This is a genomic window from Sphingomonas sp. Leaf198, from assembly GCF_001424005.1.
Classification (GTDB): domain Bacteria; phylum Pseudomonadota; class Alphaproteobacteria; order Sphingomonadales; family Sphingomonadaceae; genus Sphingomonas.
The window spans coordinates 301,497-323,354 of sequence record NZ_LMPX01000001.1 but is presented as its reverse complement, the minus strand read 5'-3'; the positions used below and the strand labels follow the sequence as shown (position 1 = coordinate 323,354).

Annotated in this window: 27 protein-coding genes and 1 tRNA gene; 5 read left to right on the top strand and 23 right to left on the bottom strand. The window is 65.6% G+C overall.

Features of this window, described 5'->3' with window-relative positions:
* Positions 1-17: 17 nt before the first annotated feature.
* Both ASG20_RS01575 and ASG20_RS01570 read right to left on the bottom strand, forming a co-directional pair.
* On the bottom strand, positions 18-437 hold the full coding sequence (locus tag ASG20_RS01575; protein WP_231420359.1) for a YybH family protein: 420 nt from the start codon (positions 435-437) through the stop codon (positions 18-20).
* Positions 437-2,245: a putative bifunctional diguanylate cyclase/phosphodiesterase gene (locus tag ASG20_RS01570; RefSeq protein ID WP_231420360.1), complete on the bottom strand. Its 1,809-nt coding sequence runs from the start codon at positions 2,243-2,245 to the stop codon at positions 437-439. Before ASG20_RS01570 ends, ASG20_RS01575 begins: the two co-directional genes overlap by 1 nt.
* Here ASG20_RS01570 and moaA point away from each other — a divergent pair.
* The 3 genes from moaA (at position 2,235) to ASG20_RS01555 (ending at position 4,215) form a co-directional block, all read left to right on the top strand.
* Positions 2,235-3,263 (top strand): GTP 3',8-cyclase MoaA, encoded by a 1,029-nt coding sequence (gene moaA, locus ASG20_RS01565; RefSeq protein ID WP_056047648.1) that lies wholly within the window; start codon positions 2,235-2,237, stop codon positions 3,261-3,263. The two genes, ASG20_RS01570 and moaA, sit on opposite strands and share 11 nt — an antisense overlap.
* Positions 3,260-4,039 carry an NAD kinase gene (locus ASG20_RS01560; RefSeq protein WP_056047646.1) on the top strand — a complete coding sequence of 260 codons (780 nt, stop codon included), beginning with the start codon at positions 3,260-3,262 and terminating at the stop codon, positions 4,037-4,039. The genes moaA and ASG20_RS01560 overlap by 4 nt, the downstream gene beginning before the upstream one ends.
* 101 nt (positions 4,040-4,140) lie before the next feature.
* Positions 4,141-4,215: transfer RNA gene (locus tag ASG20_RS01555), tRNA-Asn, on the top strand.
* 168 nt (positions 4,216-4,383) lie between these two features.
* On the opposite strand, the gene ASG20_RS01550 is transcribed toward ASG20_RS01555, so the two are convergent.
* From ASG20_RS01550 to ASG20_RS01540, 3 genes are all read right to left on the bottom strand, one after another.
* On the bottom strand, positions 4,384-5,202 hold the full coding sequence (locus ASG20_RS01550) for a response regulator (protein ID WP_082470798.1): 819 nt from the start codon (positions 5,200-5,202) through the stop codon (positions 4,384-4,386).
* Between the two features lie 367 nt (positions 5,203-5,569).
* A complete protein-coding gene (locus ASG20_RS01545) occupies positions 5,570-6,901 on the bottom strand; it encodes an AmpG family muropeptide MFS transporter (protein ID WP_056047643.1) in 1,332 nt (443 codons plus the stop codon).
* A gap of 81 nt (positions 6,902-6,982) precedes the next feature.
* A complete protein-coding gene (locus ASG20_RS01540) occupies positions 6,983-7,432 on the bottom strand; it encodes a response regulator (RefSeq protein WP_056047640.1) in 450 nt (149 codons plus the stop codon).
* A gap of 118 nt (positions 7,433-7,550) precedes the next feature.
* On the opposite strand from ASG20_RS01540, the gene ASG20_RS18850 reads away from it, so the two are divergent.
* Positions 7,551-9,131, top strand: coding sequence for a pseudouridine synthase (locus tag ASG20_RS18850; RefSeq protein ID WP_082470679.1), 1,581 nt, complete (start codon positions 7,551-7,553; stop codon positions 9,129-9,131).
* On the top strand, positions 9,131-9,673 hold the full coding sequence (gene rsmD / locus ASG20_RS01530) for a 16S rRNA (guanine(966)-N(2))-methyltransferase RsmD (RefSeq protein WP_056047636.1): 543 nt from the start codon (positions 9,131-9,133) through the stop codon (positions 9,671-9,673). Before ASG20_RS18850 ends, rsmD begins: the two co-directional genes overlap by 1 nt.
* 33 nt (positions 9,674-9,706) lie before the next feature.
* On the opposite strand, the gene ASG20_RS01525 is transcribed toward rsmD, so the two are convergent.
* The 18 genes from ASG20_RS01525 to rplP all read right to left on the bottom strand — a co-directional run bounded on the left by ASG20_RS01525 (position 9,707) and on the right by rplP (position 21,856).
* Complete coding sequence (locus ASG20_RS01525) at positions 9,707-10,966, bottom strand: MFS transporter (protein WP_056050251.1); 1,260 nt, start codon at positions 10,964-10,966, stop codon at positions 9,707-9,709.
* Positions 10,967-11,036: 70 nt separating this feature from the next.
* Entirely contained in the window at positions 11,037-12,383 is a 1,347-nt protein-coding gene (locus tag ASG20_RS01520; protein WP_056047633.1) for a sensor histidine kinase, read from the bottom strand.
* Entirely contained in the window at positions 12,380-13,072 is a 693-nt protein-coding gene (locus ASG20_RS01515; RefSeq protein WP_056050249.1) for a winged helix-turn-helix domain-containing protein, read from the bottom strand. Before ASG20_RS01515 ends, ASG20_RS01520 begins: the two co-directional genes overlap by 4 nt.
* 434 nt (positions 13,073-13,506) lie before the next feature.
* Positions 13,507-14,157: an adenylate kinase gene (locus ASG20_RS01510; protein ID WP_056050247.1), complete on the bottom strand. Its 651-nt coding sequence runs from the start codon at positions 14,155-14,157 to the stop codon at positions 13,507-13,509.
* Between the two features lie 52 nt (positions 14,158-14,209).
* Positions 14,210-15,574: a preprotein translocase subunit SecY gene (secY, locus tag ASG20_RS01505; protein WP_055872627.1), complete on the bottom strand. Its 1,365-nt coding sequence runs from the start codon at positions 15,572-15,574 to the stop codon at positions 14,210-14,212.
* 393 nt (positions 15,575-15,967) lie between these two features.
* Positions 15,968-16,510 carry a 50S ribosomal protein L15 gene (rplO, locus tag ASG20_RS01500; protein ID WP_056047631.1) on the bottom strand — a complete coding sequence of 181 codons (543 nt, stop codon included), beginning with the start codon at positions 16,508-16,510 and terminating at the stop codon, positions 15,968-15,970.
* A 108-nt stretch (positions 16,511-16,618) separates the two neighbouring features.
* Entirely contained in the window at positions 16,619-16,795 is a 177-nt protein-coding gene (gene rpmD / locus ASG20_RS01495) for a 50S ribosomal protein L30 (RefSeq protein WP_055872633.1), read from the bottom strand.
* A 6-nt stretch (positions 16,796-16,801) separates the two neighbouring features.
* The gene (gene rpsE, locus ASG20_RS01490) at positions 16,802-17,596 is read right to left on the bottom strand and encodes a 30S ribosomal protein S5 (protein WP_060524133.1); all 795 of its coding nucleotides are present in this window, start codon (positions 17,594-17,596) and stop codon (positions 16,802-16,804) included.
* A 3-nt stretch (positions 17,597-17,599) separates the two neighbouring features.
* Entirely contained in the window at positions 17,600-17,956 is a 357-nt protein-coding gene (gene rplR / locus ASG20_RS01485) for a 50S ribosomal protein L18 (RefSeq protein WP_031393749.1), read from the bottom strand.
* Positions 17,956-18,489 carry a 50S ribosomal protein L6 gene (rplF, locus tag ASG20_RS01480; RefSeq protein WP_056047628.1) on the bottom strand — a complete coding sequence of 178 codons (534 nt, stop codon included), beginning with the start codon at positions 18,487-18,489 and terminating at the stop codon, positions 17,956-17,958. The genes rplR and rplF overlap by 1 nt, the downstream gene beginning before the upstream one ends.
* A complete protein-coding gene (rpsH, locus tag ASG20_RS01475) occupies positions 18,489-18,884 on the bottom strand; it encodes a 30S ribosomal protein S8 (RefSeq protein WP_031393751.1) in 396 nt (131 codons plus the stop codon). Before rpsH ends, rplF begins: the two co-directional genes overlap by 1 nt.
* A gap of 10 nt (positions 18,885-18,894) precedes the next feature.
* On the bottom strand, positions 18,895-19,200 hold the full coding sequence (gene rpsN / locus ASG20_RS01470) for a 30S ribosomal protein S14 (protein ID WP_056015537.1): 306 nt from the start codon (positions 19,198-19,200) through the stop codon (positions 18,895-18,897).
* 158 nt (positions 19,201-19,358) lie between these two features.
* A complete protein-coding gene (rplE, locus tag ASG20_RS01465; protein WP_082441396.1) occupies positions 19,359-19,922 on the bottom strand; it encodes a 50S ribosomal protein L5 in 564 nt (187 codons plus the stop codon).
* A gap of 52 nt (positions 19,923-19,974) precedes the next feature.
* Positions 19,975-20,292, bottom strand: coding sequence for a 50S ribosomal protein L24 (gene rplX / locus ASG20_RS01460; protein ID WP_056047623.1), 318 nt, complete (start codon positions 20,290-20,292; stop codon positions 19,975-19,977).
* The gene (gene rplN, locus ASG20_RS01455) at positions 20,292-20,660 is read right to left on the bottom strand and encodes a 50S ribosomal protein L14 (RefSeq protein WP_031393755.1); all 369 of its coding nucleotides are present in this window, start codon (positions 20,658-20,660) and stop codon (positions 20,292-20,294) included. Before rplN ends, rplX begins: the two co-directional genes overlap by 1 nt.
* 267 nt (positions 20,661-20,927) lie before the next feature.
* The gene (rpsQ, locus tag ASG20_RS01450; RefSeq protein ID WP_031393756.1) at positions 20,928-21,200 is read right to left on the bottom strand and encodes a 30S ribosomal protein S17; all 273 of its coding nucleotides are present in this window, start codon (positions 21,198-21,200) and stop codon (positions 20,928-20,930) included.
* Between the two features lie 10 nt (positions 21,201-21,210).
* Positions 21,211-21,417, bottom strand: coding sequence for a 50S ribosomal protein L29 (rpmC, locus tag ASG20_RS01445; RefSeq protein WP_055872644.1), 207 nt, complete (start codon positions 21,415-21,417; stop codon positions 21,211-21,213).
* 4 nt (positions 21,418-21,421) lie between these two features.
* The gene (rplP, locus tag ASG20_RS01440) at positions 21,422-21,856 is read right to left on the bottom strand and encodes a 50S ribosomal protein L16 (RefSeq protein ID WP_031393758.1); all 435 of its coding nucleotides are present in this window, start codon (positions 21,854-21,856) and stop codon (positions 21,422-21,424) included.
* Between the last annotated feature and the right edge of the window lie 2 nt (positions 21,857-21,858).

Genomic DNA, 21,858 nt, shown 5'->3' with positions numbered 1-21,858 from the left:
ATGGTGCAGGTCGGGTGTCAGCTGCTGTGGTCCGCGATGATCTGCCACGCGGTCCCGCGCCGTTCGAACACCAGCGTCGTCATCCCGCTTTCCACGGTCGACGCGCCGGTCAGCGTCCAGCGTGCGAACAGCATCGCATGGCGTGGATCAATCCCGCGCATCTCGAGGAAAGCGAACGACAGCGCGCCACGCGCATTGCCGACGCCGCGGAAGCTCGGCTGATATTTGGCCGCGATCGCCGTCTTGCCGCGCAGCAGCCCCTTGGGCGTCACGAACACGGCATCGTCGGCATACACCGCCATGAACCGCACAAGATCGCCCGCATTCCAGCCCGCCGCGCTCGCCGCCATCGTCTCGCGGATGGCGGTCTCGGCCGGGACCTGCGCAGGCGCCGCGGCGGCGCTCATCATCACGATCGGCACCAGCAGAGCACGCATCATTCTTTCCCCACCAGTTCGAGCAGCGCCGACTCGTCGACGGGCTCCGAAAACAGAAAGCCCTGGTACAGACCACAGCCGCCGGCCGTGAGCAATTCGAGCTGCGACGGCGTTTCCACGCCTTCGGCGATCACCGCGAGCCCGAGCGACCGCGCCATCGTGATCGCGCCGGCGACCACCACCCGGTCGCGCGCCGATCCGTCGATATCGCGCACCAGCGACTTGTCGATCTTGACGTAATCGAGCGGCAGCGACTTCAGATAGGCCAGGCTCGAATAGCCCGTACCGAAATCGTCGATCGCAACGCGGCACCCTGCCCCGCGTAGCTCCGCCAGCAACGCCGATGCCGCCGCCAGGTCTTCGATCAGCCCGGTCTCGGTGATCTCGACGGTCAACCGCCCGCGCGGAAAGCCGCTTTCGTCGACCCGTGCCAGGAACAGCGCCGCGAACCCGGGCCGCGTGATATCCGCCGCGGTCAGGTTCAGCGAAACCCGCAACGTGTTCAGCGCCGCCGGCCAGGCAACCGCGCGCGCGAGCACCAGCCGCTGGATATGATCGGACAAGGCGATCCCCAGGTCGGCGCGATCGGCGGCGTCGAACAGCGTATCCGCACCTAGCGGCCCCAGCGTCCGGTGGCTCCACCGCGCCAGCGCCTCGACGCCAGTGATCCGACCGCTCGCGATCTCGACCTGGGGTTGCCAGCGCAGGTCGATCTCGTCGCGTTCGATCGCGTGATGCAGGTCGATCGCGAGCGCATCGATCGGCGCGACGCCGTCGGGCAGCGCGACATGCAACACCGATCCGTCGCTCGCCTTGGCTTCCGCCAATGCTTCGCTCGCGCGACGCAGCAACGCCGCCGCGTCGTCGCCCGGCTGACGCTGCGCCACCCCGAACCGACAGCCGAGTACTGCACGCGTATCGGCCACCGCGAACGGCCGCGCGAGCGCCGCGTCGAGCGCGGTGATCGCTGCCGTCACGGCTGCACCCGACGCCTCGATCACCAGCGCGAATTCCGACCCGCCAAGTCGCGCGACCATCGAGTCCACGTCGATCGCCGCGTGCGCGATCGTCTCGGTCCGCCGCACCGCTGTCTCGATCAATGCGTCCACCATCGGCCGCCCATGTGCCGCATTGACGATATCGAGGCGCGACAACGACACCAGCACCACCGCGACCGGGCAGTCGGCGGCGATCCGGCCGATGATCCAGCGGCGAACGTCACCGGTTTCGCGGTCGTACAGCGTCGCGCCGGGGATCCTGCGTCGATCGACCGCGCTCCCAGAAGAGCGGACCGCATGGCGCCCGGCGAAGCGGAGCGCCTGGATCAACTCGCTATCGGCTGCCGGGCTCGTCAGGAATTGCGTTGCGCCCGCATCGAAGAACTCGCCGATCGCTTCGACATCGCCGCGCGACACCAGCACGAGCAGCGCCGCGCCGTTGGTGGCGACCAGCCCGCCCAGCGCAAGCGTCGCCGCAATACCCTCGTCGAGCGCACCGCGCGCGTCGATCAGCGCCACTGCCGCGCCGCTTGCGAGAAAGCGGCTTTCGATCGCCACGGCATCGCTCGTTACTGCCGCATGCCAGTCCGCACCGGCGCCGGCATCGGCCAGAATCCTGGCGATCTCATCGCGTTGACGGAACGATACCGCGAACAGCGTCGTTGCCGTCTGCATGTCTTCCATATCCGTCGCACCCCACCCCATCGGTGCGAGCCTAGCCGCAGCGTCGCTGCCCGCCAATCCATTACCGTCCGGTTCGGCCTTGTTCGAGGCCCCTCCTGTGCTTAGCTCGTCTGTGATGATCGACACCGCCAATCCCCTGCCCGCCGTTCCGGCGCAAAAGCCGTTGCAGGACACGCATGGCCGGACGATCAAGTATCTCCGGATTTCGGTGACGGACCGGTGCGATCTTCGGTGCCGGTATTGCATGGCCGAGCAGATGACGTTCCTGCCGCGCGCCAAGTTGCTGAGCCTCGAAGAGATCGCGATCATCGCCGAACGCTTCATCGCACGCGGGGTTACCAAGATCCGGTTGTCGGGCGGTGAGCCTCTCGTCCGCCGCGATGTCGCCGAACTCGTCCATCGCCTGGGCCACAACATCGGATCTGGCCTCGAAGAACTGACGATGACCACCAACGGCACGCGCCTCGCGCAGCATGCCGAGGCGATGGTCGATGCCGGCATTCGCCGCGTCAACGTCAGTATGGACAGCCGCGATCCGGAGCGGTTCCGCTACATCACCCGTCACGGCGACGTGTCGCAGGTGATCGGCGGGATCATGGCGGCGCGTGACGCGGGGCTGGCGATCAAGATCAATATGGTCGCGCTCAAGGGTTTCAACGAGGACGAGATCGCGCCGATGCTCGCATGGTGCCGCGACGAGGGCTTCGACCTGTCACTGATCGAGACGATGCCGCTCGGCGCGATCGACGAGGATCGTACCGATCGCTTCCTGCCACTGACCAAGGTGTTCGACGAGCTCGGCCGGCAGTTCACGTTGGCGCGCGATGCGTACAAGACCGGTGGCCCGGCGCGCTACTGGAACGTCGATGGCACGCGCACGCGGCTTGGGCTGATATCGCCGCTGACCGCCAATTTTTGCGACGGCTGCAACCGCGTTCGCCTGACGACCGAGGGCAAGCTCTACATGTGCCTTGGCCACGATGATCAGGTCGATCTGAAGGCCGCGTTGCGCGAGGGCGGCACGGCCGGGCTCGACGAGGCGATCGATGCCGGGCTCTTCGCGAAGCCGAAGGCGCACGACTTCCGCATCGGCGTCGGCGAGCGCCCTGCGGTCTCGCGTCACATGAGCGTCACCGGAGGATGAGCCGGTTCGAGCGGCTGGCGCTGGTCGCATCCACGACACCGCCTGCTCGCGCCGCCGAGGCCCAGCTTGCCGATACGGGCGACTGGGTGTCGGTCGACGAAGCCGACGCGATCATCGCGCTCGGCGGCGACGGTTTCATGCTGCAGACGCTCCATGCCATGCTGGAGCGCCGCAAGCCGCCGGTGCCGGTCTTCGGCATGAACCTCGGCACGGTGGGGTTCCTGATGAACGAGTGGCGCCATCACGGCCTGCTTGATCGTCTCGAGCGCGCGAAGCCGTTCAAGGTCGTGCCACTCACGATGACCGCGATCGGCGTCGATGGCCGCACCCACACGCTGCCCGCAATCAACGAGGTGTCGTTCCTGCGCGAGACCCGCCAAACCGCCAATCTCGAGATCACCGTCAACGAGCGCATCGTCCTGCCCGAACTCGCCTGCGATGGCATCCTGGTCGCCACGCCCGCCGGCTCGACAGCCTATAATCTGTCGGCACACGGCCCGATCCTGCCGTTGGGCTCGGGGATGATCGCGCTGACTCCGATCAGCCCGTTCCGTCCGCGGCGCTGGCGTGGTGCGATCCTCCCCGACAAGGCCCGGATCGGCGTGCGCGTCCTCGACGCCGCCAAGCGGCCCGTATCGGTCGTCGCCGACCAGCGTGAGATCCGCGATATCGCCCGCGTTGACATCTGCATGGACCGCGCGCGCGAGCTGACGCTGCTGTTCGACCCGGAGCATGCGCTCGACGACCGCATCACGATGGAGCAGTTCATCTCCTGACGCGGTTGCCGATGCAGGGCCGGAACGAAAGTTTACGGATTTGCGTCGAAACCCGCTTGCATGATCCGGAGGGCCAGTTATAGAGCCGCCCTCGGCAACGATCCCTGATAGCTCAGCGGTAGAGCTCTCGACTGTTAATCGAGTGGCCGTAGGTTCGAATCCTACTCAGGGAGCCACCCCGCCTTGGAAAAAGGCGGAGTTGGCCGATATCGGAAAAGGTGCGGGGTGCGCCTTTGTTCTCAGCAGCTGGTCTTACAGCTCTGCCGTAGCCACCATCTGAATTCCCAGCACTCAGCGTTACTTCTCGTCGTATCGCCGTGCCGCTGCCAAGCGCTACTTTCCGATCAGCTTCGAACGACGTCCGGCATCAGGATATAGCCGTTGCCGCGCACCGTGCGGATGATCTCGGTCGTATCGAACGCCTGCAGCTTGCGTCGGAGGCGGCTGATGTTCACGTCGATCGTCCGCCCCCGCGACAGGCTCTCCGCCCTGCCCGACTGCGTGATCATGTCGTCGCGCGTATGCACGACCTGCGGCTGCGACACGAACACGTTGAGCAACTGGAACTCGCCATCGGTGAGACGAACCGCGGTACCGTCCGGCGTGTGCAGCGTCCGCATGCGGCAGTTCAGGGTCCATCCGGCGAACGTGTAGGCCTCGATCCGAGCTGAAGGCGGCGCCTCGCTCGCTATTGGCTCGTGGGCTCCCGAGGGAGCAGGCGTCGCAGCCCCGCGCCGCCGCAACACCGACCGGATGCGCGCTAGAATCTCCCTGGGGCTCGACGGCTTCGTGACGTAGTCGTCCGCGCCGAGTTCGAGCGCGACCACCCGGTCCACCTCGCCCGCAAGCGCCGAGAACATGATGACCGCCGGCGCATCGCCGCTTTGCGTCAATGTGCGAAGCACCGACAGGCCGTCCTCGCCCGGCATCATCATGTCCAGCACGACGAGATCGCACGCGTGATTCGCCAGCCACGCGCGCAGCGCTGCCCCGCTCTCGACCGCCTCGGCACGCAAGCCGTGATCGACCAGAAATTCGGTGAGCAATTCCCGCAGACCGGGATCGTCGTCGACGATGACGATCCGCGCACCGCCGACGACTTGGTCATCGACATCGCCCGGAGCGGCTGAGCTTTCAGGAAAGCCTGGATGGAGTGTGATCATGGCGACGCCCTGCATCGCGTGTTTGTCCGGGATATTTCAGGCGTAACGCTCTCGTCGTGCGCGCGACACGGTTTGCGATGATCTGTTATGCAGCGACGACGTGATGCGGCCGGGGATCACGCCGTCGCCGCCCAAGGCAGCGTTCGCGCGCGGGCGCCTTCGGTTCTTTCATGAGCCCGGTGATCGGCGCGGCGCGATCACTGGACCGTCGCGCCGCTCGCCATCGCCTTGCTGGGACTGAGCCCCTGCTGCTCGAAACTGGTTGGGCCCCCGCCACCAACGCCTGCGTGGCAACGCTGGTCAACGCGACTCGCCCGACGACGACGATGAGCGAGCGGTCACCTCGCGTCGCACCCGCCATCGACGGTCAGTCCGGCGCAGGGACACGCGCGTCGCCTTCTCCCTCGACGCCTGCGCTGCCGATCGACCGGTCGATCATACCGGAGCGGCTCATCCACCAGAACAGCGCCACGCCCGGCAACGCAAGCACGGTCGTCAGAAGATAGAAATTCACATAGCCCATCGCGTCGATCAGTCCGCCCGCCGTGGTGCCGGTCACGATCCGGCCGACGACGCTCGCCGCCGCCGAGATCAGCGCGAACTGCGCCGCGGTGAAACGCAGGTCGCACAGCGCAGAAAAATACGCGATGACGACGACGCCGCCGAAGCCGCTGGAGGCGTTCTCGAAGCCGATCGCGCCCGCCATGCCGATATTCGAATGGCCGGCCGCCGCCAGCGCGGCGAACGAGAGGTTCGACACGCCCATCAGCACGAGCGACAACAGCACCGAGCGCTTCATCCCCATCCGCGCATACAGGATGCCACCGATGAAGATGCCGACCAGATACGCGAAGAAGCCGACGCCGACATCGTAGAACGCGATCTCGTCGCCGGTGAAGCCGAGATCGTCGAACAGCAGGCGCAAGGTCAGGTTGGCCAACGTGTCGCCGACCTTGAAGATCAGGATGAAGGCGAGGACGACGAATGCACCTTCGCGCGAGAAGAACTGCACGAACGGCACCCAGATCGCGCGGAACCCCTCGCCCAGCCCGCGCCGTTCGATCGGCGGACGGCGACGTTCGGGCTCACCGAGCACCAGTCCCGCCAGCACCGCCGGCAGCGCGAAGATCGTGCAGGCCAGATATGCCGCGCTCCAACCCGCACGTTCCGCGACCACCAAGGCAAGCGCCCCGGCACCCGCAGAGCCGATCCGCCAGCCATATTGGCTCATGCCGGAGCCGACGCCCAATTGGCGCGGTTCGAGGATCTCGATCCGGAACGCATCGATCACGATGTCGAACGTCGCCCCCGCCGCACCGACCAATATCGCTGCGGTCGCGGTACTGGCGATACTGGCCGACGGATCGACCAGCGCAAGGTTCACCACCGCCGCGATCACCAGCGCCGCCGTGACGATCAGCCAGGACACGCGTTGACCGAGGCGACTGATGATCGGCAGCCGGACACCATCGACGATCCATGCCCACAGGAATTTGAGATTGTAGACGAGGAAGGCGAGACTGAACGCGGTCACTGTCTTCTTGTCGATGCCGCTCGCCGCCAGCCGCGTAGTCAGCGTCGCGCCGATCATCGCATAGGGAAAGCCCGACGACATCCCGAGCGCGAGGGCTGCCAGGGGCGCCTTCTCGGCATACGGCCGAAATCCGTCGCTCCAGCGCTTGCCTGCGGTGTCGTCCATACGCAAAACTTCCCTACTCGATCGAGCAGGACCCTAGCGCGAAAACCGCGGGATGCCAGCGCAGGCTGGCGTCAATGCCAGCTAGGTCAGCGTCGCAAACAACCTGAACCCCGGCGGCAGGCGCTTCGGAGTCGCGCCACCGATCCGTGCGTCGATGACCGCGATCGCACCGATCAGGTCGCGCGGCGCATAGGGCTTCGTCAGGCATCCCGTCGCCAGCGCCATCGCCTCGTCCGGAAAGTTGCCGGTCACGAACATCACCGGCACGCCCCGCGCCTGCGCCGCGCGCGCCACGTCGAGGCCCGAGCCGTCGGCGAGATGAACGTCGACCAGCACCAGGTCGATCTCCGCATTGCCATCCGCATCGGTGCTGTTGGCAATGATCGCGAGCGCATCGGCGACGCGGTCGACCGTCGCCACGATCGTGTAGGCCGCCTCGGTCAGGAAATGCTCGTTGTCGAACGCGATCAGCGGCTCGTCCTCGACCAGCAGGAGGCGCACGATGTTTCGCTTCTTCTTGCCGAACAACATGATGGTCGAGACCCCACAGCGTGCCGAACGATCGTTACGCTTGTGGGTCTAACGCACCGCAACACGAACGGTCGCAAATATTTCGCGCTGGACGCCGATCCATAGTATCAGCCGCGCCATGACGACTTCAAAAGACGATAACCCGACTGCCAGCCCGTCGAACGACGCGCCCGCAACCTCCCCCGAAACGCCGGCCGCACCGATCAAGGGCGACCGTATCGCCAAGCTGCTCGCGCGCGCCGGCATCGCCTCGCGCCGCGATATCGAGCGCATGATCGCCGAGGGCCGCGTCGCGCTCAACGGCAGCATTCTCGACACGCCCGCGACGATCCTGCGCAACCTCAACGGCGTTACGGTCGATGGCGACCCGGTCGAGGCACCCAGTTCGGCTCGGCTGTTCCTGTATCACAAGCCGACCGGGCTGCTCGTCACCGAGCGCGATCCCGCGGGCCGCACGACGATTTACGACCGCCTGCCGCAGGATCTGCCACGGCTGGTGCCGGTCGGGCGGCTCGATCTCAACACCGAAGGGCTGTTGCTGATGACCACCGATGGTGGGCTCAAGCGCCAGCTCGAACTGCCCGCGACGGGTGTCGAGCGTGCCTATCGTGCGCGTGCTTACGGCAACATCACGCAGCCGCAGCTCGAGGAATTGATCGAGGGGATCGAAATCGAAGGCGTCCGCTACGGCTCGATCAACGCGAATATCGAGCGTCGGACCGGCGCGAACGTCTGGATCGAAATGATCCTGACCGAGGGAAAGAACCGCGAAGTCCGCCGCGTACTGGAGCATCTCGGGTTGCAGGTCTCGCGGCTGATCCGGACACGTTATGGCCCGTTCGTGCTCGGCGACCTGCCGCCCGGGCAGATCGGCGAAGTGCTCCAGCATGACGTCGTCGCGTTCCAGAAGGAACTCGCGAAGGGTCGACCCGAGGGTCCGGGCGCGCGCGCGAACATCGGGATCAGTGCGAGCGCCGGTGCGGGAGCTGGGATCGGTGCGCGGTCCAGCCAGCGTGGCAGCAATGCGGCCCGGCCTGCGCCGACGACGCGGCCGGCGCCGGGTGCGCGTCCGGTTTCGGGTGCGCGGCCAGCTGCTGGTGCGCGTACACCGGTTCGCAGTCCGTATGCGGCGCCTGCAAGCTCGGGTTTTTCGAGCGGCGCGGTACCGACCGATCGGCCTTCGCGACCGGCACGTCCGGAGCGGATCCGGCCGACCGCGGCGATGCAGCGCGGCGACGTCAACGATCCTTGGGCTCGGCCCGATACACGCAACGCGGCGCGGCCGAGCGGGACGCATCACGCCCGGCCGACGAGTGGCGAGACCTCGAAGCCGTATGTGCGGCAGGAGCGTGCGGACCGCGGCGAGGAGCTGAGCACGAACCCCAAGATCAAGCATTTCCGCGCCGCCAAGCCACCGCGGGAGCGCGCTGCGCCGTCGCGAGTCGGTGCGGGCGCTACGGTGCAGCGTCAGGAGCAGCCGCGGGGCTTCCGTCCGCAGGCCGACGATACGCGGGGACGCAGCTCACTCGACAAGCGCGCAGCGCGGAGTGCCAGCGGACGTCCGGGTGCCGAGCCACGGCCGGTGCGGTCGGAGGGTCCGGCGCGGCCCGAGCGCGGCAGTCGTCCTACTGCACCGGGCAAGGGTCCATCGGGAGGGCGCGGTCATCCGCCCCGTGCACCACGTGGAGGGAAGCGCTGATGCGGATCATCGCAGGACTGTACCGCGGCCGTCAGGTCGCCGCACCCAAGGGTGATACCACGCGTCCCACCGCCGACCGGATGCGCGAGACCTTGTTCTCTATGCTGACCAGTCGCGTCGGCAGCTTCGAGGGGCTGGCGGTCGCCGATCTCTTCGCAGGCTCGGGCGCGCTCGGCATCGAGGCGCTTTCGCGTGGCGCGGGAACGTGCATGTTCGTCGAATCGGACAAGCTGGCGGTCGACGCGCTGAAGGCGAACCTTGCCAAGCTGGAGATCCGTGGTGATGTCCGCGCGACGTCGGTGATGGCGCTCGGGCCCGCACCGGCGCCGCTCGACGTGATCCTGATGGATCCGCCCTATAACACCGGTGCGGGACTGGTCGCGCTCGACAAGCTGTCGCGGCTGGGTTGGGTCGGACCGGCGACGTGGATCAGCCTGGAGACGGCGAAGGCCGAGGTCGTCGAGCTCGCCGGCTTCGATGTCGACGCCACGCGTGTGCACGGTAAGGCGCGGCTGACGCTCTTGCGGCCAGTGTCGGCGTAAAGGCATGCTCTCCCGCAGAGGCGGGAGAGCATTCTATTTGTCGGTCGTGCGGCCGAGGATCAGCAGCCCGCCAAGGCTCAGCACCCCGGCCGCCATCAGATACCCGCCGACCAGCCACAACCCATGCGGGGCCAGTGCCTCCGCGACGATCGGCGCCAGCGCACCGCCCAGCACGCCGCCAAGATTGAACGTCATCGAGACGCCGGTGTAGCGCACCCCCGCCGGAAACAGGCTCGGCAGCCAGCCACCGAGCGGCCCGTACGCGAACCCCATCACGAACAGCGCGCCCGACAACCACAGCCACACCGTGAACAGCGATCCCGAGCCAAGCATCGGCCCCATCAGCGCGCCGACACCGATGCACCCGGCAAACCCGATCGCCAGCATCCGCGCCGCGGAGTGCCGGTCCGCCAGCACGCTCGCGACGATCACGCCGCCTGCCAGGAACCAGATCGCGACGAGTTCGACGCCTAGGAACGCCTCGCGCGAATAGCCGAGCGTCTTGGTGCCGTAACCCAGCGCGAACGCGGTCGCGAGGTAGAACAGCGCGAAGCACGCGATGACGCCAAACGTGCCCGCGAGTGTCGCACGAAGATGGTGCGTGAGCAGCGTTGCGATCGGTACCTTGGGCAGTGCCTCGGTCGCCTCCGCTTCCAGGAACGCTGGCGTCTCGGTCAGCTTCAGCCGCACCCACAGGCCGAGCCCGACGAGGATCGCGCTGAGCAGGAACGGGATGCGCCAGCCCCAGGCGAGGAACTGCGCCTCGTCGAGCACGAGCCCGATGACCAGGAACAGCCCGTTCGCGGCGAGGAAGCCCACCGGGGCGCCAAGCGGCGGGAACATCCCCCAGGTGTTTTTGCGGTGCGGCGGCGCGTTCTCGACCGCCAGCAGCGCCGCCCCGCCCCATTCGCCGCCAAGCCCGAGCCCCTGCCCGAGCCGCATCAGGCACAGCAGCGCGGGGGCGATCCAACCGACTTGTGCGTAGGTGGGGAGGAATGCGATACCGACGGTCGATCCGCCCATCAGCAACAGCGACGCGACTAGGGTGGACTTACGCCCGATGCGATCACCGAAGTGCCCGAACACGATCGCGCCGACAGGGCGGGCGACGAAGGCGAGGCCGAACGTCGCATAGCTCAGCAGCAACTGCGCCGACGCGGACTGGCCCGAGAAGAACAGCGGCCCGAACACCAGTGCCGCGGCGGTCGCGTAGATGTAGAAATCGTAGAATTCGACCGCGGTGCCGACCAGGCTGGCGGCAAGGATGCGGCGATGGGAGGCGAGCGTCGTCATGGGTACGGTCTCGCCGCGGTCGCCGTCGGGGTCAACCGATTGCCGCAATCGATCCTCCCCGCCAAGGGGATCAGACGGGGAGGACTATGCGGGCGACGAGGCCGGGGGCGTTGTCGGCGAGCTCAAAGTGGCCATCGTGGAGCCGCGCGACGGCCTCGATCAGCGCCATGCCGAGTCCTGCGCCTGGCGTCGATCGTGCGCTGTCGAGGCGGCCGAAGCGCTTCAGCGCCTGGGCACGGTCGGAGGCGGCGATGCCGGGGCCGCGGTCCTCGACCTGGATCGCTACGCCGTCGGTGCGGTGGACGATCCGCAGGGTGACTTCGCCACCGCCGGCGCCGTGGCGGAGCGCGTTATCGATCAGGTTGGTGATCGCCTGACTGATGAGTTCGCGGTGCAGCTTCATCGGCGGTGGGCGGTCGTCGATCGCGATCGTGAAGACGAGGCCGGCGTCCTCCGCGACGGGCGCGTAGAGTTCGCCGATCTCCTCCAGCAGGTTCGCGGGCGAGACCTCGATGAAGCGGTCGCGCGATACCGAGCCGGAGCGGCTGATCTCGATCACCATCGTCAGCATCCGCATCACCAGGTCGGTTTCGACCAGGAGGCCGCCCAGCGCCGCTTCCCGAGCGTCGGGATCGGCGATCAGCACTGCCTGCTCGGTCTTGGTACGCAGGCGCGCGAGCGGCGAGCGGAGGTCGTGTGCGAGGCTGTCGGTGACGATCCGAAGTTCGGCCATCACGCCTTCGAGCTTGCCCAGCATGACGTTGAGCCGTGCGGCAAGACGATCGAACGCATCGCCGCCACCCGCGATCATGTTGACGCGCCGGGAGAGATCGCCTTCGCCAGCCGCCTCGATCGCCTTGGCGATACCGTCGAGCCGGCGGCTGACGTAACGCGTGAGGACCAGCCCGCCTACCACGCCCAGCGCAAGTGACAGGAACACGGCGACCGCAAGCGCGCGTTCGATCGCGCGCTCCTCCGCGGCGATCAGGTCGAGATTGCGGCCGGTCAGGAGCCAGTAGCTGCCGAGCGGATGGAGCGCGTACCCGGTCTCGCGCGCCGACCAGAGTTCGTCCGCACCGAGTCGTGCGATCCGGAACTGCGTGATGCGGAGCGGGACTGCGAGGCGTTCGGGCGCGATGCCGACGACTGCCCTGCCCTTCGGGTCGACCACCGCGAGGACGAGCGACACGTCGCCGGGGACGACCGCGCTGTCGATCGCCTGACGGATCGCGGGGAGGCCGCCGTTACGCCAGACCGCGCGGAGGGCTTCGGATTGTTCGGTGGTCTCGCGCCGGATCGCGTCGATCGCGTCCGCGCTGGTGGTCTTCCAGACGAAACCGACCAGCGCGAGATTGGATATCAGCGCCAGCGCGATCGAGAGCAGCGCGATCCGGGCTGTTACCGAAAGGCGAATCACCCTTCTACGGCGAGCCGGTAGCCTGCGCCGCGGACCGTGTGGAGGATCGGCGTCGGGAAACCTTCCTCGAGCTTACGGCGGAGACGGCCGATATGGACGTCGACGACGTTCGAGCCCGGGTCGAAGTGATAGTTCCAGATCTTCTCGAGCATCATAGTGCGCGTCACCACCTGGCCGGCGTGGCGGGCGAGGAACTCAAGCAGGTTGAACTCGCGGGCGCCGAGCGGGATCGAGCGGCCGGCGCGCGACACCGCGCGGGCGAGCAGATCGATTTCGAGGTCGCCGACGGAGAGCTTGGTCTTCTGCGGCTCGGTCGCGGCGCGGTCGGAGCGGCGGAGCATGGCCTCGATCCGCGCGGAGAGCTCGGCGAACGAGAAGGGCTTGCACAGATAGTCGTCGGCGCCGGCCTTAAGGCCATCGACGCGGTCGTCGACGGCGGCGAGCGCGGACAGGATCAGGACAGGCGTCGCGATGCCCGCGGCGCGAATCGCGCTGACCATCGACAGGCCATCCAGGCCCGGCAGCATGCGATCCGCGATGATGAGGTCGAAGATGCCCTCGCTGGCGAGGAACAGGCCGTCACGGCCGTCTGCACACGCTTCGATTGCATGGCCGGCCTCAGCCAGGCCCTTGGCAAGATAGGCGGATGTCGAGGCGTCGTCCTCAACGATCAGGATCTTGCGGCTCAACGCGGTATCACCTTCCCTGCCACCGATTTCGGTCACCATCTCCTGCCCTTATAAACGGAAAGGCCGGCGGAAAGAACCCTTCCCGCCGGCCCCCACGGTACCCCCGGGAGTGACGGGCACCGATCTCTGGAAACTCATGCGACCGTTGCTGGTCACGTATTAGTTCTAGGATCGGGCGGGGGTCAGGGCGATGACCGAGGGGTGACAATTTCGTCATGTTGATGTTGTTTTGGGGCTCGATACGAAACCGTCCCAAAAATCTACCCAACCCCTACCCCGGCGAACGCCGGGACCCATGGTTGCGGAGTGGGTAATGGTTGTTCGCTATCGCTTGGTTCGCCGTATCCGTGGGTCCCGGCGTTCGCCGGGATCACGGAGGGGGCGCGCAAAGGCGTGAGCCCAGTTTGGGCTCACGCCTCTGCGGCGGAACATGCCTACTTCTTGTCGAGAATCGCAGCGATCGCAGCGCCGACGTGCGCGATGTCGGCCATGCCGTCGACGCGGTGGACCAGACCCCGTGCATCGTAGATCGGCAGGATCGGTGCCGTCTTCGCACGATATTCCGCCATGCGGTTGTGAACCGTTTCCGCGTTGTCGTCGGGACGGCGCTTGAACTCGGTCGAGCCGCAGACGTCGCAGACGCCGGCAACGACCGGCTTCTTGTAGCGGTCGTGATAGCCCGTGCCGCACTTGGCGCAGGTGTAGCGGCCGACGACGCGGTCGATCAGCGCGGCTTCGTCGACGCCGAGTTCGATGACGTAGTCGAGCGTGCGACCGCGATCGGCAAGCAGACCGTCGAGCGCTTCGGCCTGAGCAGCCGTCCGCGGATAGCCGTCGAATATTACGCCGTTCGCCGTGTCCGGCTGATCGAGACGCTCGCCGATAATGCCCGACACGATCTCGTCAGACACGAGACCGCCGGACTCCATCACCGACTTCGCCTGGAGTCCGACCGGCGTCCCGGCGGCGACCGCTGCACGCAGCATGTCGCCGGTCGAAAGCTGCACCATGCCGCGCTCGCTGACGAGCGTGGCGGCTTGCGTGCCCTTGCCCGCGCCGGGCGGTCCAAGAAGGATGATATTCACGAAACGCACTCCCCTCGTTCGTGCAGGATTTAAACCGGGTTAGCCCCGCAACTTAACGAAGTCGATTGCCCTTGAGCTTCGCCTTCTTGATCAGGTCGCCATACTGGTGCGCCAGCAAATGCGACTGGATCTGCGTCACCGTGTCCATCGTCACGTTGACGACGATCAGCAAGCTGGTGCCACCGAGGTAGAACGGAATCTGCAACGCGGTCACCAGATATTCCGGCAACAGGCAGATGATCGTCAGATACGCCGCACCGATCACGGTGATACGCGTCAGCACGTAATCGAAATAGTTCTCGGTATTCTTGCCCGGGCGGATGCCGGGGATAAACCCGCCATTGCGCTTCAGGTTGTCGGCGGTTTCCTCGGGGTTGAAGACGACCGCGGTGTAGAAGAACGAGAAGAAGATGATGCCGGCGCCGTACAGCAGCATGTACACGGGTGAGCCGTGCTGCAGGTACTGGTTGAGGGTGATGATGAAGTCACCCCACTTCGATTCGCCTGCGACACGCTGTCCGGCGAACTGCGAGATCGTCAGCGGCATCAGCAGCAGCGACGACGCGAAGATCGGCGGAATGACGCCGGCGGTGTTGATCTTCAGCGGCAGATGGCTGCGATCGGCCTGCATGCCGCGCTGCGTCTGGCGCTTGGGATACTGGATCAGGATGCGGCGCTGCGCGCGCTCCATGAAGCAGATGAAGAGGATCAGCACGACCACCGCAACGACGATGCCGATCAGCTTGATCGGATCGAGCGAGCCCGAGCGGCCGCCTTCGAGCAGGTTGACGAGCGTGACGGGCAGATGCGCGACGATGCCGGCCATGATGATCAGCGAGACGCCGTTGCCGATGCCGCGGCTGGTGATCTGCTCGCCGAGCCACATCAGGAACATCGTACCGCCGATCAGCGAGATGACCGCGGCGACGCGGAACATCATGCCGGGCTCGATGACTGCCTGGATGCCCTGTGCGGCGCCGAGCGTCTCAAGGCCGACGGCGATGAAATAGCCCTGCACCGCGGTCAGGCCGACGGTGCCATAGCGCGTGTACTGGTTGAGGCGCTTGCGACCCGATTCGCCGTCCTTCTTGATGGCTGCGAGCGTCGGCGACAGCGAAGTCGCGAGCTGCACCACGATCGAGGCGGTGATGTAGGGCATCACGCCGAGCGCGATCAGCGACATGCGGCTGAGCGAACCACCCGAGAAGGTGTTGAAGAAATCGAGCACGCCGCCCTGCGTCTGCTGCGAGAGCAGACCGAGCGCGGTCGGGTCGACACCCGGCAGCGGGACATAGCTGAGCAGGCGGAAAATGATCAGCGCACCGATCGTGAACCACAACCGCTTCTTGAGGTCGGTCGCCTTCGCGAATTTCGAAAGGCTGATGCTTTGCGCCATCTGGTCGGCTGCGGATGCCATGCGTGTGATCGTCCTGGAAACAAAGAAGGCGGGATGCGTTGTGACCGCCCCCGCCGCTCATATAGGCGCACGGGCGCGCTTGTCTAATGGCTAAGGCGGATATGGATCGGTGGAGAGCCACCTCGTCCATTGTTTTACCCTGCCGCGCTGGTTGCACCCGGACCGACTAACCCATCCCGTTCGTCCCGAGTAGACGTCGAGCTTGTCGAGACGGCGTATCGAAGGACTGGCCCGCTCGGGTCTTGTACCTCGATACGAGTTCTCGACTGCGCTCGACCTCTACTCGGCACGAACGGGATGGAGAGAGATGGCGAGGGTTGCCGAGGCGGGGCGTCTCCGACGCCACAAACGAAAAGGGAGGAGGCGCACTCGGCACCCCCTCCCCCATCAAGGTCAGGCCTTGAACGACGCCTTGTGCGCCGCACGCTCCTTGTACTTCACGCCCTTCTTGGCGGCAGCCTTCTCGGCTGCGGGGACGAAGTGGATCACCTCGACCTTGCCGCCGATCTTCTCGACCGCCTCGATCGCGCCCTTCGACGCGCCGTCGACGGTGAACGAGAGGACCGTGGTCAGCTCGCCCTTGGCGAGGAGGCGGACGCCGTCCTTGCCGCCGCGTGCCAGGCCAGCGGCCTTCAGCGCGTCGTGGTCGAGCGTGGCGTTCGCCTCGATCTTGCCGGCGTCGACCGCGAGCTGGATCGCGCCGAGGTTGACCTCTGCGAAGTCCTTGCGGAAGATGTTGTTGAAGCCGCGCTTAGGCAGACGCATGTGCAGGGGCATCTGGCCGCCTTCGAAGCCGGCGATGGACACGCCCTCGCGGCTCTTCTGGCCCTTCTGGCCGCGGCCTGCGGTCTTGCCCTTGCCCGAGCCGATGCCGCGTCCGACGCGCATCTTGGACTTACGGGCACCTTCGTTATCGCGGAGTTCGTTGAGCTTCATGGTAATGCACTCGCTTTCGCTTGTTACGCGCTGGTTGAATTAGAATCTGTAATAAGAAAGGGGGCCGTTAGCCCCCTTCCCGGTATTTGTCACGTGGGTCGTGAAGGCTCAGCCTTCGACCGACACCATGTGCTGCACCTTGCGGATCATGCCGCGGACCTCTGGGCTGTCTTCCAGCTCGCGGGTCTTGTGCATCTTGTTGAGACCGAGACCGATCAGCGTTGCGCGCTGATCCTTCTCGCGGCGGATCGGCGAACCGGTCTGCGTGATCTTGATGGTTGCCATGATCGCTTACTCCGTGATCGCAGCTGCATCGGCCTCGGCGGTCTTCGAACCACCATGGCCGAGCAGGTCGGCGATCTTCTTGCCGCGACGCTGTGCGACGGCCTTGGGCGAAGTCTGCTCGCCAAGGGCCTCGAACGTGGCGCGGATCATGTTGTAGGGGTTCGACGTGCCGACCGACTTGGTCACGACGTCCGCAACGCCCAGCGATTCGAAGACTGCGCGCATCGGGCCACCGGCGATGATGCCCGTACCCTGAGGCGCCGACCGCAGCGTGACCTTGCCGGCACCGAAGTGACCGTTGCCGTCATGATGCAGCGTGCGACCGTCCTTCAACGGAACGCGAACCATCTTCTTCTTGGCAGCAGCCGTCGCCTTCGAGATGGCTTCCGGCACTTCGCGTGCCTTGCCATGACCGAAGCCTGCACGACCCTTGCCGTCGCCGACGACGACAAGCGCTGCGAAGCCGAAGCGCTTACCGCCCTTGACCGTCTTCGAGACGCGGTTGATGTGCACCAGCTTCTCGATCAGCTCTTCGCCGCCATCGTCCGCACCCGGACGACCACCACGATTGTCGCGACCGCGACCGCCGTCGCGACCACCGCGATTGCCGCCTGGGCCACCGCTGCGGTTGCCACCGGGGCCACCACGACCACCGCCGCCGCCGCCACCGGGACCGCCGCGACCGCGACCGCCGCCGTTGTTGCCCTGGTAGCCAGTGCTCTGCGGAACGTTCTGAGCCGTGACGTCCTGGGCGGTCGTCTCGGGAGCGATTACTGCCGGCGTGTTGTTTTCGTCAGCCATGTCTTAGAACTCCAATCCGGCTTCGCGCGCGGCATCGGCAAGAGCCTTCACGCGACCGTGGTAGAGGAAGCCGCCGCGATCGAACACGACCTGGGTCACGCCCGCTGCCTTGGCAGCCTCGGCGACGCGCTTGCCGACCGATGTCGCCGCGTCGATGTTGGCGCCGGACGTGCCGCGCACGTCCTTCTCCAGCGTCGAGGCCGATGCGACCGTCGTGCCAGCGGCATCGTCGATCACCTGGGCATAGATGTGCTTGCCCGAGCGATGCACCGACAACCGCGGACGGGTGCCTGCACGTGCGCGGAGCGCGGTACGGTTGCGGCGACGCCGCTTGGCGAAAAGAGAAAGTCCCTTGGTCATTACTTCTTCTTTCCTTCCTTGCGGAAGATGAACTCGCCGTCGTACTTGATACCCTTGCCCTTGTAAGGCTCGGGCTTGCGCCACTGACGAATTTCCGCGGCCAGCTGACCGACCATCTGCTTGTCCGAACCCGAGATCTCGATCGTCGTGTTGTCGGGGGTCTTGACTTCGATCCCCTCCGGCACGTCGATGTTGACGTCGTGACTGTAGCCGAGCTGCAGCTTGAGGTTGCGACCCTGCGCGGCGGCACGATAGCCGACGCCGGTGATCAGCAGCTTCTTGGTGAAGCCTTCCGACACGCCGGTGACCAGGTTCTGCACCATGGTCCGCTGCATGCCCCAGAACGCGCGAGCGCGCTTGGTATCGTTGGCCGGCTGCACCGAAATGCCGCCGTCTTCGATCGTGTAGCTGATCTCGTCGCGAAGCGGCATCTTGAGGGTACCCTTGGGGCCCTTCATCGTCAGCTGCTTGTTCTCGATGGTCGGCGTGATGCCTGCCGGTACGGTGACCGGCTTCTTACCAATGCGGCTCATCAGAACACCTCCGCGAGGACTTCGCCGCCAACGTTCTGCTCGCGTGCTTCGGAATCAGACAGCACGCCGCGGGGCGTCGAGACGATGGTGATGCCGAGGCCGTTACGGACGCGCGGGAGTTCCTGCGAGCCGGAATAGACGCGACGGCCGGGCTTCGAGACGCGCGCGACATGCTTGATCGCAGGCTGGCCCTCGAAATACTTCAGCTCGATGCGAAGGCCGGCCGCGGGGCCCATCTGCTCTTCGCTATAGCCACGGATATAGCCTTCGCGCTGCAGAACATCGAGCACGCGGACGCGCAGCTTCGACGCCGGCGTGAGGACGGAGTCCTTCTTCGCGCGCTGGCCATTACGGATACGGGTGAGCAAATCACCCAGGGGATCGGTCACTGCCATGATTTAGTCCTTACCAGCTCGACTTCGTGACGCCGGGGATGAGGCCCTTGTTGGCCAGATCGCGCAGCTGAATACGGCAGAGCCGGAACTTGCGGTAATAGGCGCGCGGGCGACCGGTCAGCTCGCACCGGTTACGGATGCGGGTCGGGTTCGCGTTGCGCGGCAGTGCCGCCATCTTGAGGCGAGCGATCAGACGCTCACCGTCGTCGAGCGTCTTGTCCGCTGCGATTGCCTTCAGTGCCGCGTACTTCGGGGCATACTGCTTGACCATGCGCTTGCGGCGCTCGTTCTTGTTGACTGAACTCAGTTTCGCCATCGACTTAAGTTCTTTCTTTCTTCTGCCCCCTCGCCCCTCCGGGGAGAGGGTCGGGGTGAGGGGCAGCCCAGCAGGACCGCGCCTCCAGTTTTCGGGCGGGGCGAGGGAGACTCACTCCCCCTCACCCCAACCCTCTCCCCGAGAGGAGAGGGAGTTACTTAAGCTGCCTTCTTCTCGTCGGCAGCGTCGTCTTCGATCGGGAACGGGAAACCGAACAGACGCAGAAGCTCGCGAGCCTCGTCGTCGGTCTTTGCGGTCGTCGTCACGATCACATCCATGCCGCGGACCTTGTCGACCCGGTCATAGCTGATTTCTGGGAACACGATCTGCTCCTTGATACCGCAGGCATAGTTGCCACGGCCATCGAAGCTCTTCGGGTTGAGCCCGCGGAAATCGCGGACGCGGGGAAGAGCGATCGTGATGAAACGGTCGAGAAACTCGTACATGCGCTCGCGGCGAAGGGTGACCTTCACGCCGATCGGCATACCTTCACGCAGCTTGAACTGTGCGATCGACTTCTTGGCCTTCGTCACGACAGGCTTCTGGCCGGCGATCAGCTCCATTTCGGAAGCAGCCTGGTCGACCTTCTTCTTGTCCTGCGTGGCTTCGCCGACGCCCATGTTCAGCACGATCTTGTCGAGCCGCGGGATCTCCATGACGTTCTTATAACCGAACTTCTCGGTCATCGCCTTGATGATCGTCTCGTCGTACAGCTTGCGCATGCGCGCAACGTAGACTGCCTCGGTGCCGGTGTTCTCAGCGCCAGTGTTCTGATCAACCATTGATCTTCTCCCCGGTCTTGACGGCGACGCGGACCTTCTTGCCGTCCTGCTCCTCGAAGCGGACGCGGGTCGGCTTGCCGTCGGCGGTCACGTGCGCGACCTTCGAAACGTGCATCGGTGCTTCCTTGCGGATCAGGCCACCCTGCGGGTCACCCTGAGTCGGCTTGGTGTGGCGCACGGCGATGTTGACGCCCGATACGACGACCTTGTCGGTCTTCGGCATGGAGACGGTGACTTCACCGGTCTTGCCCTTGTCCTTGCCGGACAGGACGATGACCTTGTCACCCTTCTTGATACGCTGCGACGCCATTACAGCACCTCCGGCGCGAGGCTGATGATCTTCATGTGCTTCTTGCCGCGCAGCTCGCGAACGACTGGGCCGAAGATACGGGTGCCGATTGGCTCCTCGTTCTTGTTGACCAGCACCGCGGCATTGCCGTCGAAGCGGATGACCGTACCGTCTGCACGGCGGATATCCTTGGCGGTACGCACGATCACCGCGCGGTGAACGTCGCCCTTCTTCACACGGCCACGTGGCTGCGCTTCCTTGATGCTGACGACGATGATGTCGCCAACGCCTGCAACACGACGCTTGGAACCCCCAAGCACCTTGATGCACTGCACCCGCTTCGCGCCGCTGTTGTCAGCGACGTCGAGATTGGACTGCATCTGGATCATGGATCCGTATCCCTTCTCTGTCTCTGGGGTCGATACCGACCGAACCCCGCCTAAAAAATCACCCCGCCACGGACGAACCGCAGCGGGGAGGAGCGGCCGCTTAGCCGTTCCCGTTTACGAAAACAAGAGCGCAGGGAGTTGCCCCCCTGCCCTCTTAACTCAAACCCGTCACCCCAGCGAAAGCTGGGGTATCCCTGTTCGAGCCGATCGCCCTTCACCACGAGATCCCAGCTTTCGCTGGGAAGACGGGATTTGGAGCGTACCAGTTCAGCCTTCGGCCGAAGCCCGCTCCGGCGTCGCGTGGGTGTTGACCCGCTCGATCACCTTCCAGGTCTTCAACTTGGAGATCGGTGCGGTCTCTTCGATCCGCACGGTCTCACCCTGCTTGAACTCGTTGCTCTCGTCATGAGCATGATACTTCTTCGAGCGACGGATGATCTTCCCGTAGAGCGGGTGCTTCACCTTACGTTCGACGTTCACGACCACCGTCTTGTCGCCCTTGTCGGACACGACCAGACCGGTCAGCACGCGCTTCGGCATGATACGTTCCTTACTTCGCGGCTTCAGCGCTGGTGCGCTGAGCCTGCAGGGTCTTGATGCGAGCGATGTCGCGGCGGACCTCACGAACGCGGCTCGGCTTTTCGAGCTGGTTCGTGGCGGCCTGGAAGCGCAGGTTGAACTGCTCGCGCTTCAGTTCGCCGAGCGACTCCGACAGCTGGTCGTCGCTCTTGGTCTTCATGTCGTCGATACGAGCCATGATCTTACTCGCCTCCCAGATGCGAGGTGTCGCCCAGGCGGGCAACGACCTTTACCTTGATCGGCAGCTTCATGGCCGCCCGCTCGAACGCCTCGGCGGCGATCTTGCCGTCGACGCCGTCGAGCTCGAACAGGATCCGACCCGGCTTGACGCGAGCGGCCCAGTATTCCGGCGCGCCCTTGCCCTTACCCATGCGGACTTCGGCTGGCTTTCCCGAGACCGGAAGGTCTGGGAAAATGCGGATCCACAAACGCCCCTGGCGCTTCATGTGACGCGTGATCGCGCGGCGGGCCGCCTCGATCTGGCGTGCGGTGATCCGGTCGGGTTCCATCGCCTTGAGGCCGTAGGAGCCGAAATTGAGCGAAAAGCCACTCTTGGCGTCGCCCGAAATCTTGCCCTTGAAGGCCTTCCGGAACTTGGTCTTTTTTGGTTGCAGCATGT

What these genes read in the sequence shown, in the direction of transcription:
- ASG20_RS01575 (WP_231420359.1), bottom strand. Translation starts at nt 437, where the DNA reads ATGCGTGCTCTGCTGGTGCCGATCGTGATGATGAGCGCCGCCGCGGCG.
- moaA (WP_056047648.1), top strand. Translation starts at nt 2,235, where the DNA reads ATGATCGACACCGCCAATCCCCTGCCCGCCGTTCCGGCGCAAAAGCCG.
- ASG20_RS01560 (WP_056047646.1), top strand. Translation starts at nt 3,260, where the DNA reads ATGAGCCGGTTCGAGCGGCTGGCGCTGGTCGCATCCACGACACCGCCT.
- ASG20_RS01550 (WP_082470798.1), bottom strand. Translation starts at nt 5,202, where the DNA reads ATGATCACACTCCATCCAGGCTTTCCTGAAAGCTCAGCCGCTCCGGGC.
- ASG20_RS01545 (WP_056047643.1), bottom strand. Translation starts at nt 6,901, where the DNA reads ATGGACGACACCGCAGGCAAGCGCTGGAGCGACGGATTTCGGCCGTAT.
- ASG20_RS01540 (WP_056047640.1), bottom strand. Translation starts at nt 7,432, where the DNA reads ATGTTGTTCGGCAAGAAGAAGCGAAACATCGTGCGCCTCCTGCTGGTC.
- ASG20_RS18850 (WP_082470679.1), top strand. Translation starts at nt 7,551, where the DNA reads ATGACGACTTCAAAAGACGATAACCCGACTGCCAGCCCGTCGAACGAC.
- rsmD (WP_056047636.1), top strand. Translation starts at nt 9,131, where the DNA reads ATGCGGATCATCGCAGGACTGTACCGCGGCCGTCAGGTCGCCGCACCC.
- ASG20_RS01525 (WP_056050251.1), bottom strand. Translation starts at nt 10,966, where the DNA reads ATGACGACGCTCGCCTCCCATCGCCGCATCCTTGCCGCCAGCCTGGTC.
- secY (WP_055872627.1), bottom strand. Translation starts at nt 15,574, where the DNA reads ATGGCATCCGCAGCCGACCAGATGGCGCAAAGCATCAGCCTTTCGAAA.
- rplO (WP_056047631.1), bottom strand. Translation starts at nt 16,510, where the DNA reads ATGAAGCTCAACGAACTCCGCGATAACGAAGGTGCCCGTAAGTCCAAG.
- rpmD (WP_055872633.1), bottom strand. Translation starts at nt 16,795, where the DNA reads ATGGCAACCATCAAGATCACGCAGACCGGTTCGCCGATCCGCCGCGAG.
- rpsE (WP_060524133.1), bottom strand. Translation starts at nt 17,596, where the DNA reads ATGGCTGACGAAAACAACACGCCGGCAGTAATCGCTCCCGAGACGACC.
- rplR (WP_031393749.1), bottom strand. Translation starts at nt 17,956, where the DNA reads ATGACCAAGGGACTTTCTCTTTTCGCCAAGCGGCGTCGCCGCAACCGT.
- rplF (WP_056047628.1), bottom strand. Translation starts at nt 18,489, where the DNA reads ATGAGCCGCATTGGTAAGAAGCCGGTCACCGTACCGGCAGGCATCACG.
- rpsH (WP_031393751.1), bottom strand. Translation starts at nt 18,884, where the DNA reads ATGGCAGTGACCGATCCCCTGGGTGATTTGCTCACCCGTATCCGTAAT.
- rpsN (WP_056015537.1), bottom strand. Translation starts at nt 19,200, where the DNA reads ATGGCGAAACTGAGTTCAGTCAACAAGAACGAGCGCCGCAAGCGCATG.
- rplE (WP_082441396.1), bottom strand. Translation starts at nt 19,922, where the DNA reads ATGCGCAAGCTGTACGACGAGACGATCATCAAGGCGATGACCGAGAAG.
- rplX (WP_056047623.1), bottom strand. Translation starts at nt 20,292, where the DNA reads ATGGCGTCGCAGCGTATCAAGAAGGGTGACAAGGTCATCGTCCTGTCC.
- rplN (WP_031393755.1), bottom strand. Translation starts at nt 20,660, where the DNA reads ATGATCCAGATGCAGTCCAATCTCGACGTCGCTGACAACAGCGGCGCG.
- rpsQ (WP_031393756.1), bottom strand. Translation starts at nt 21,200, where the DNA reads ATGCCGAAGCGCGTGCTGACCGGTCTGGTCGTGTCCGACAAGGGCGAC.
- rpmC (WP_055872644.1), bottom strand. Translation starts at nt 21,417, where the DNA reads ATGGCTCGTATCGACGACATGAAGACCAAGAGCGACGACCAGCTGTCG.
- rplP (WP_031393758.1), bottom strand. Translation starts at nt 21,856, where the DNA reads ATGCTGCAACCAAAAAAGACCAAGTTCCGGAAGGCCTTCAAGGGCAAG.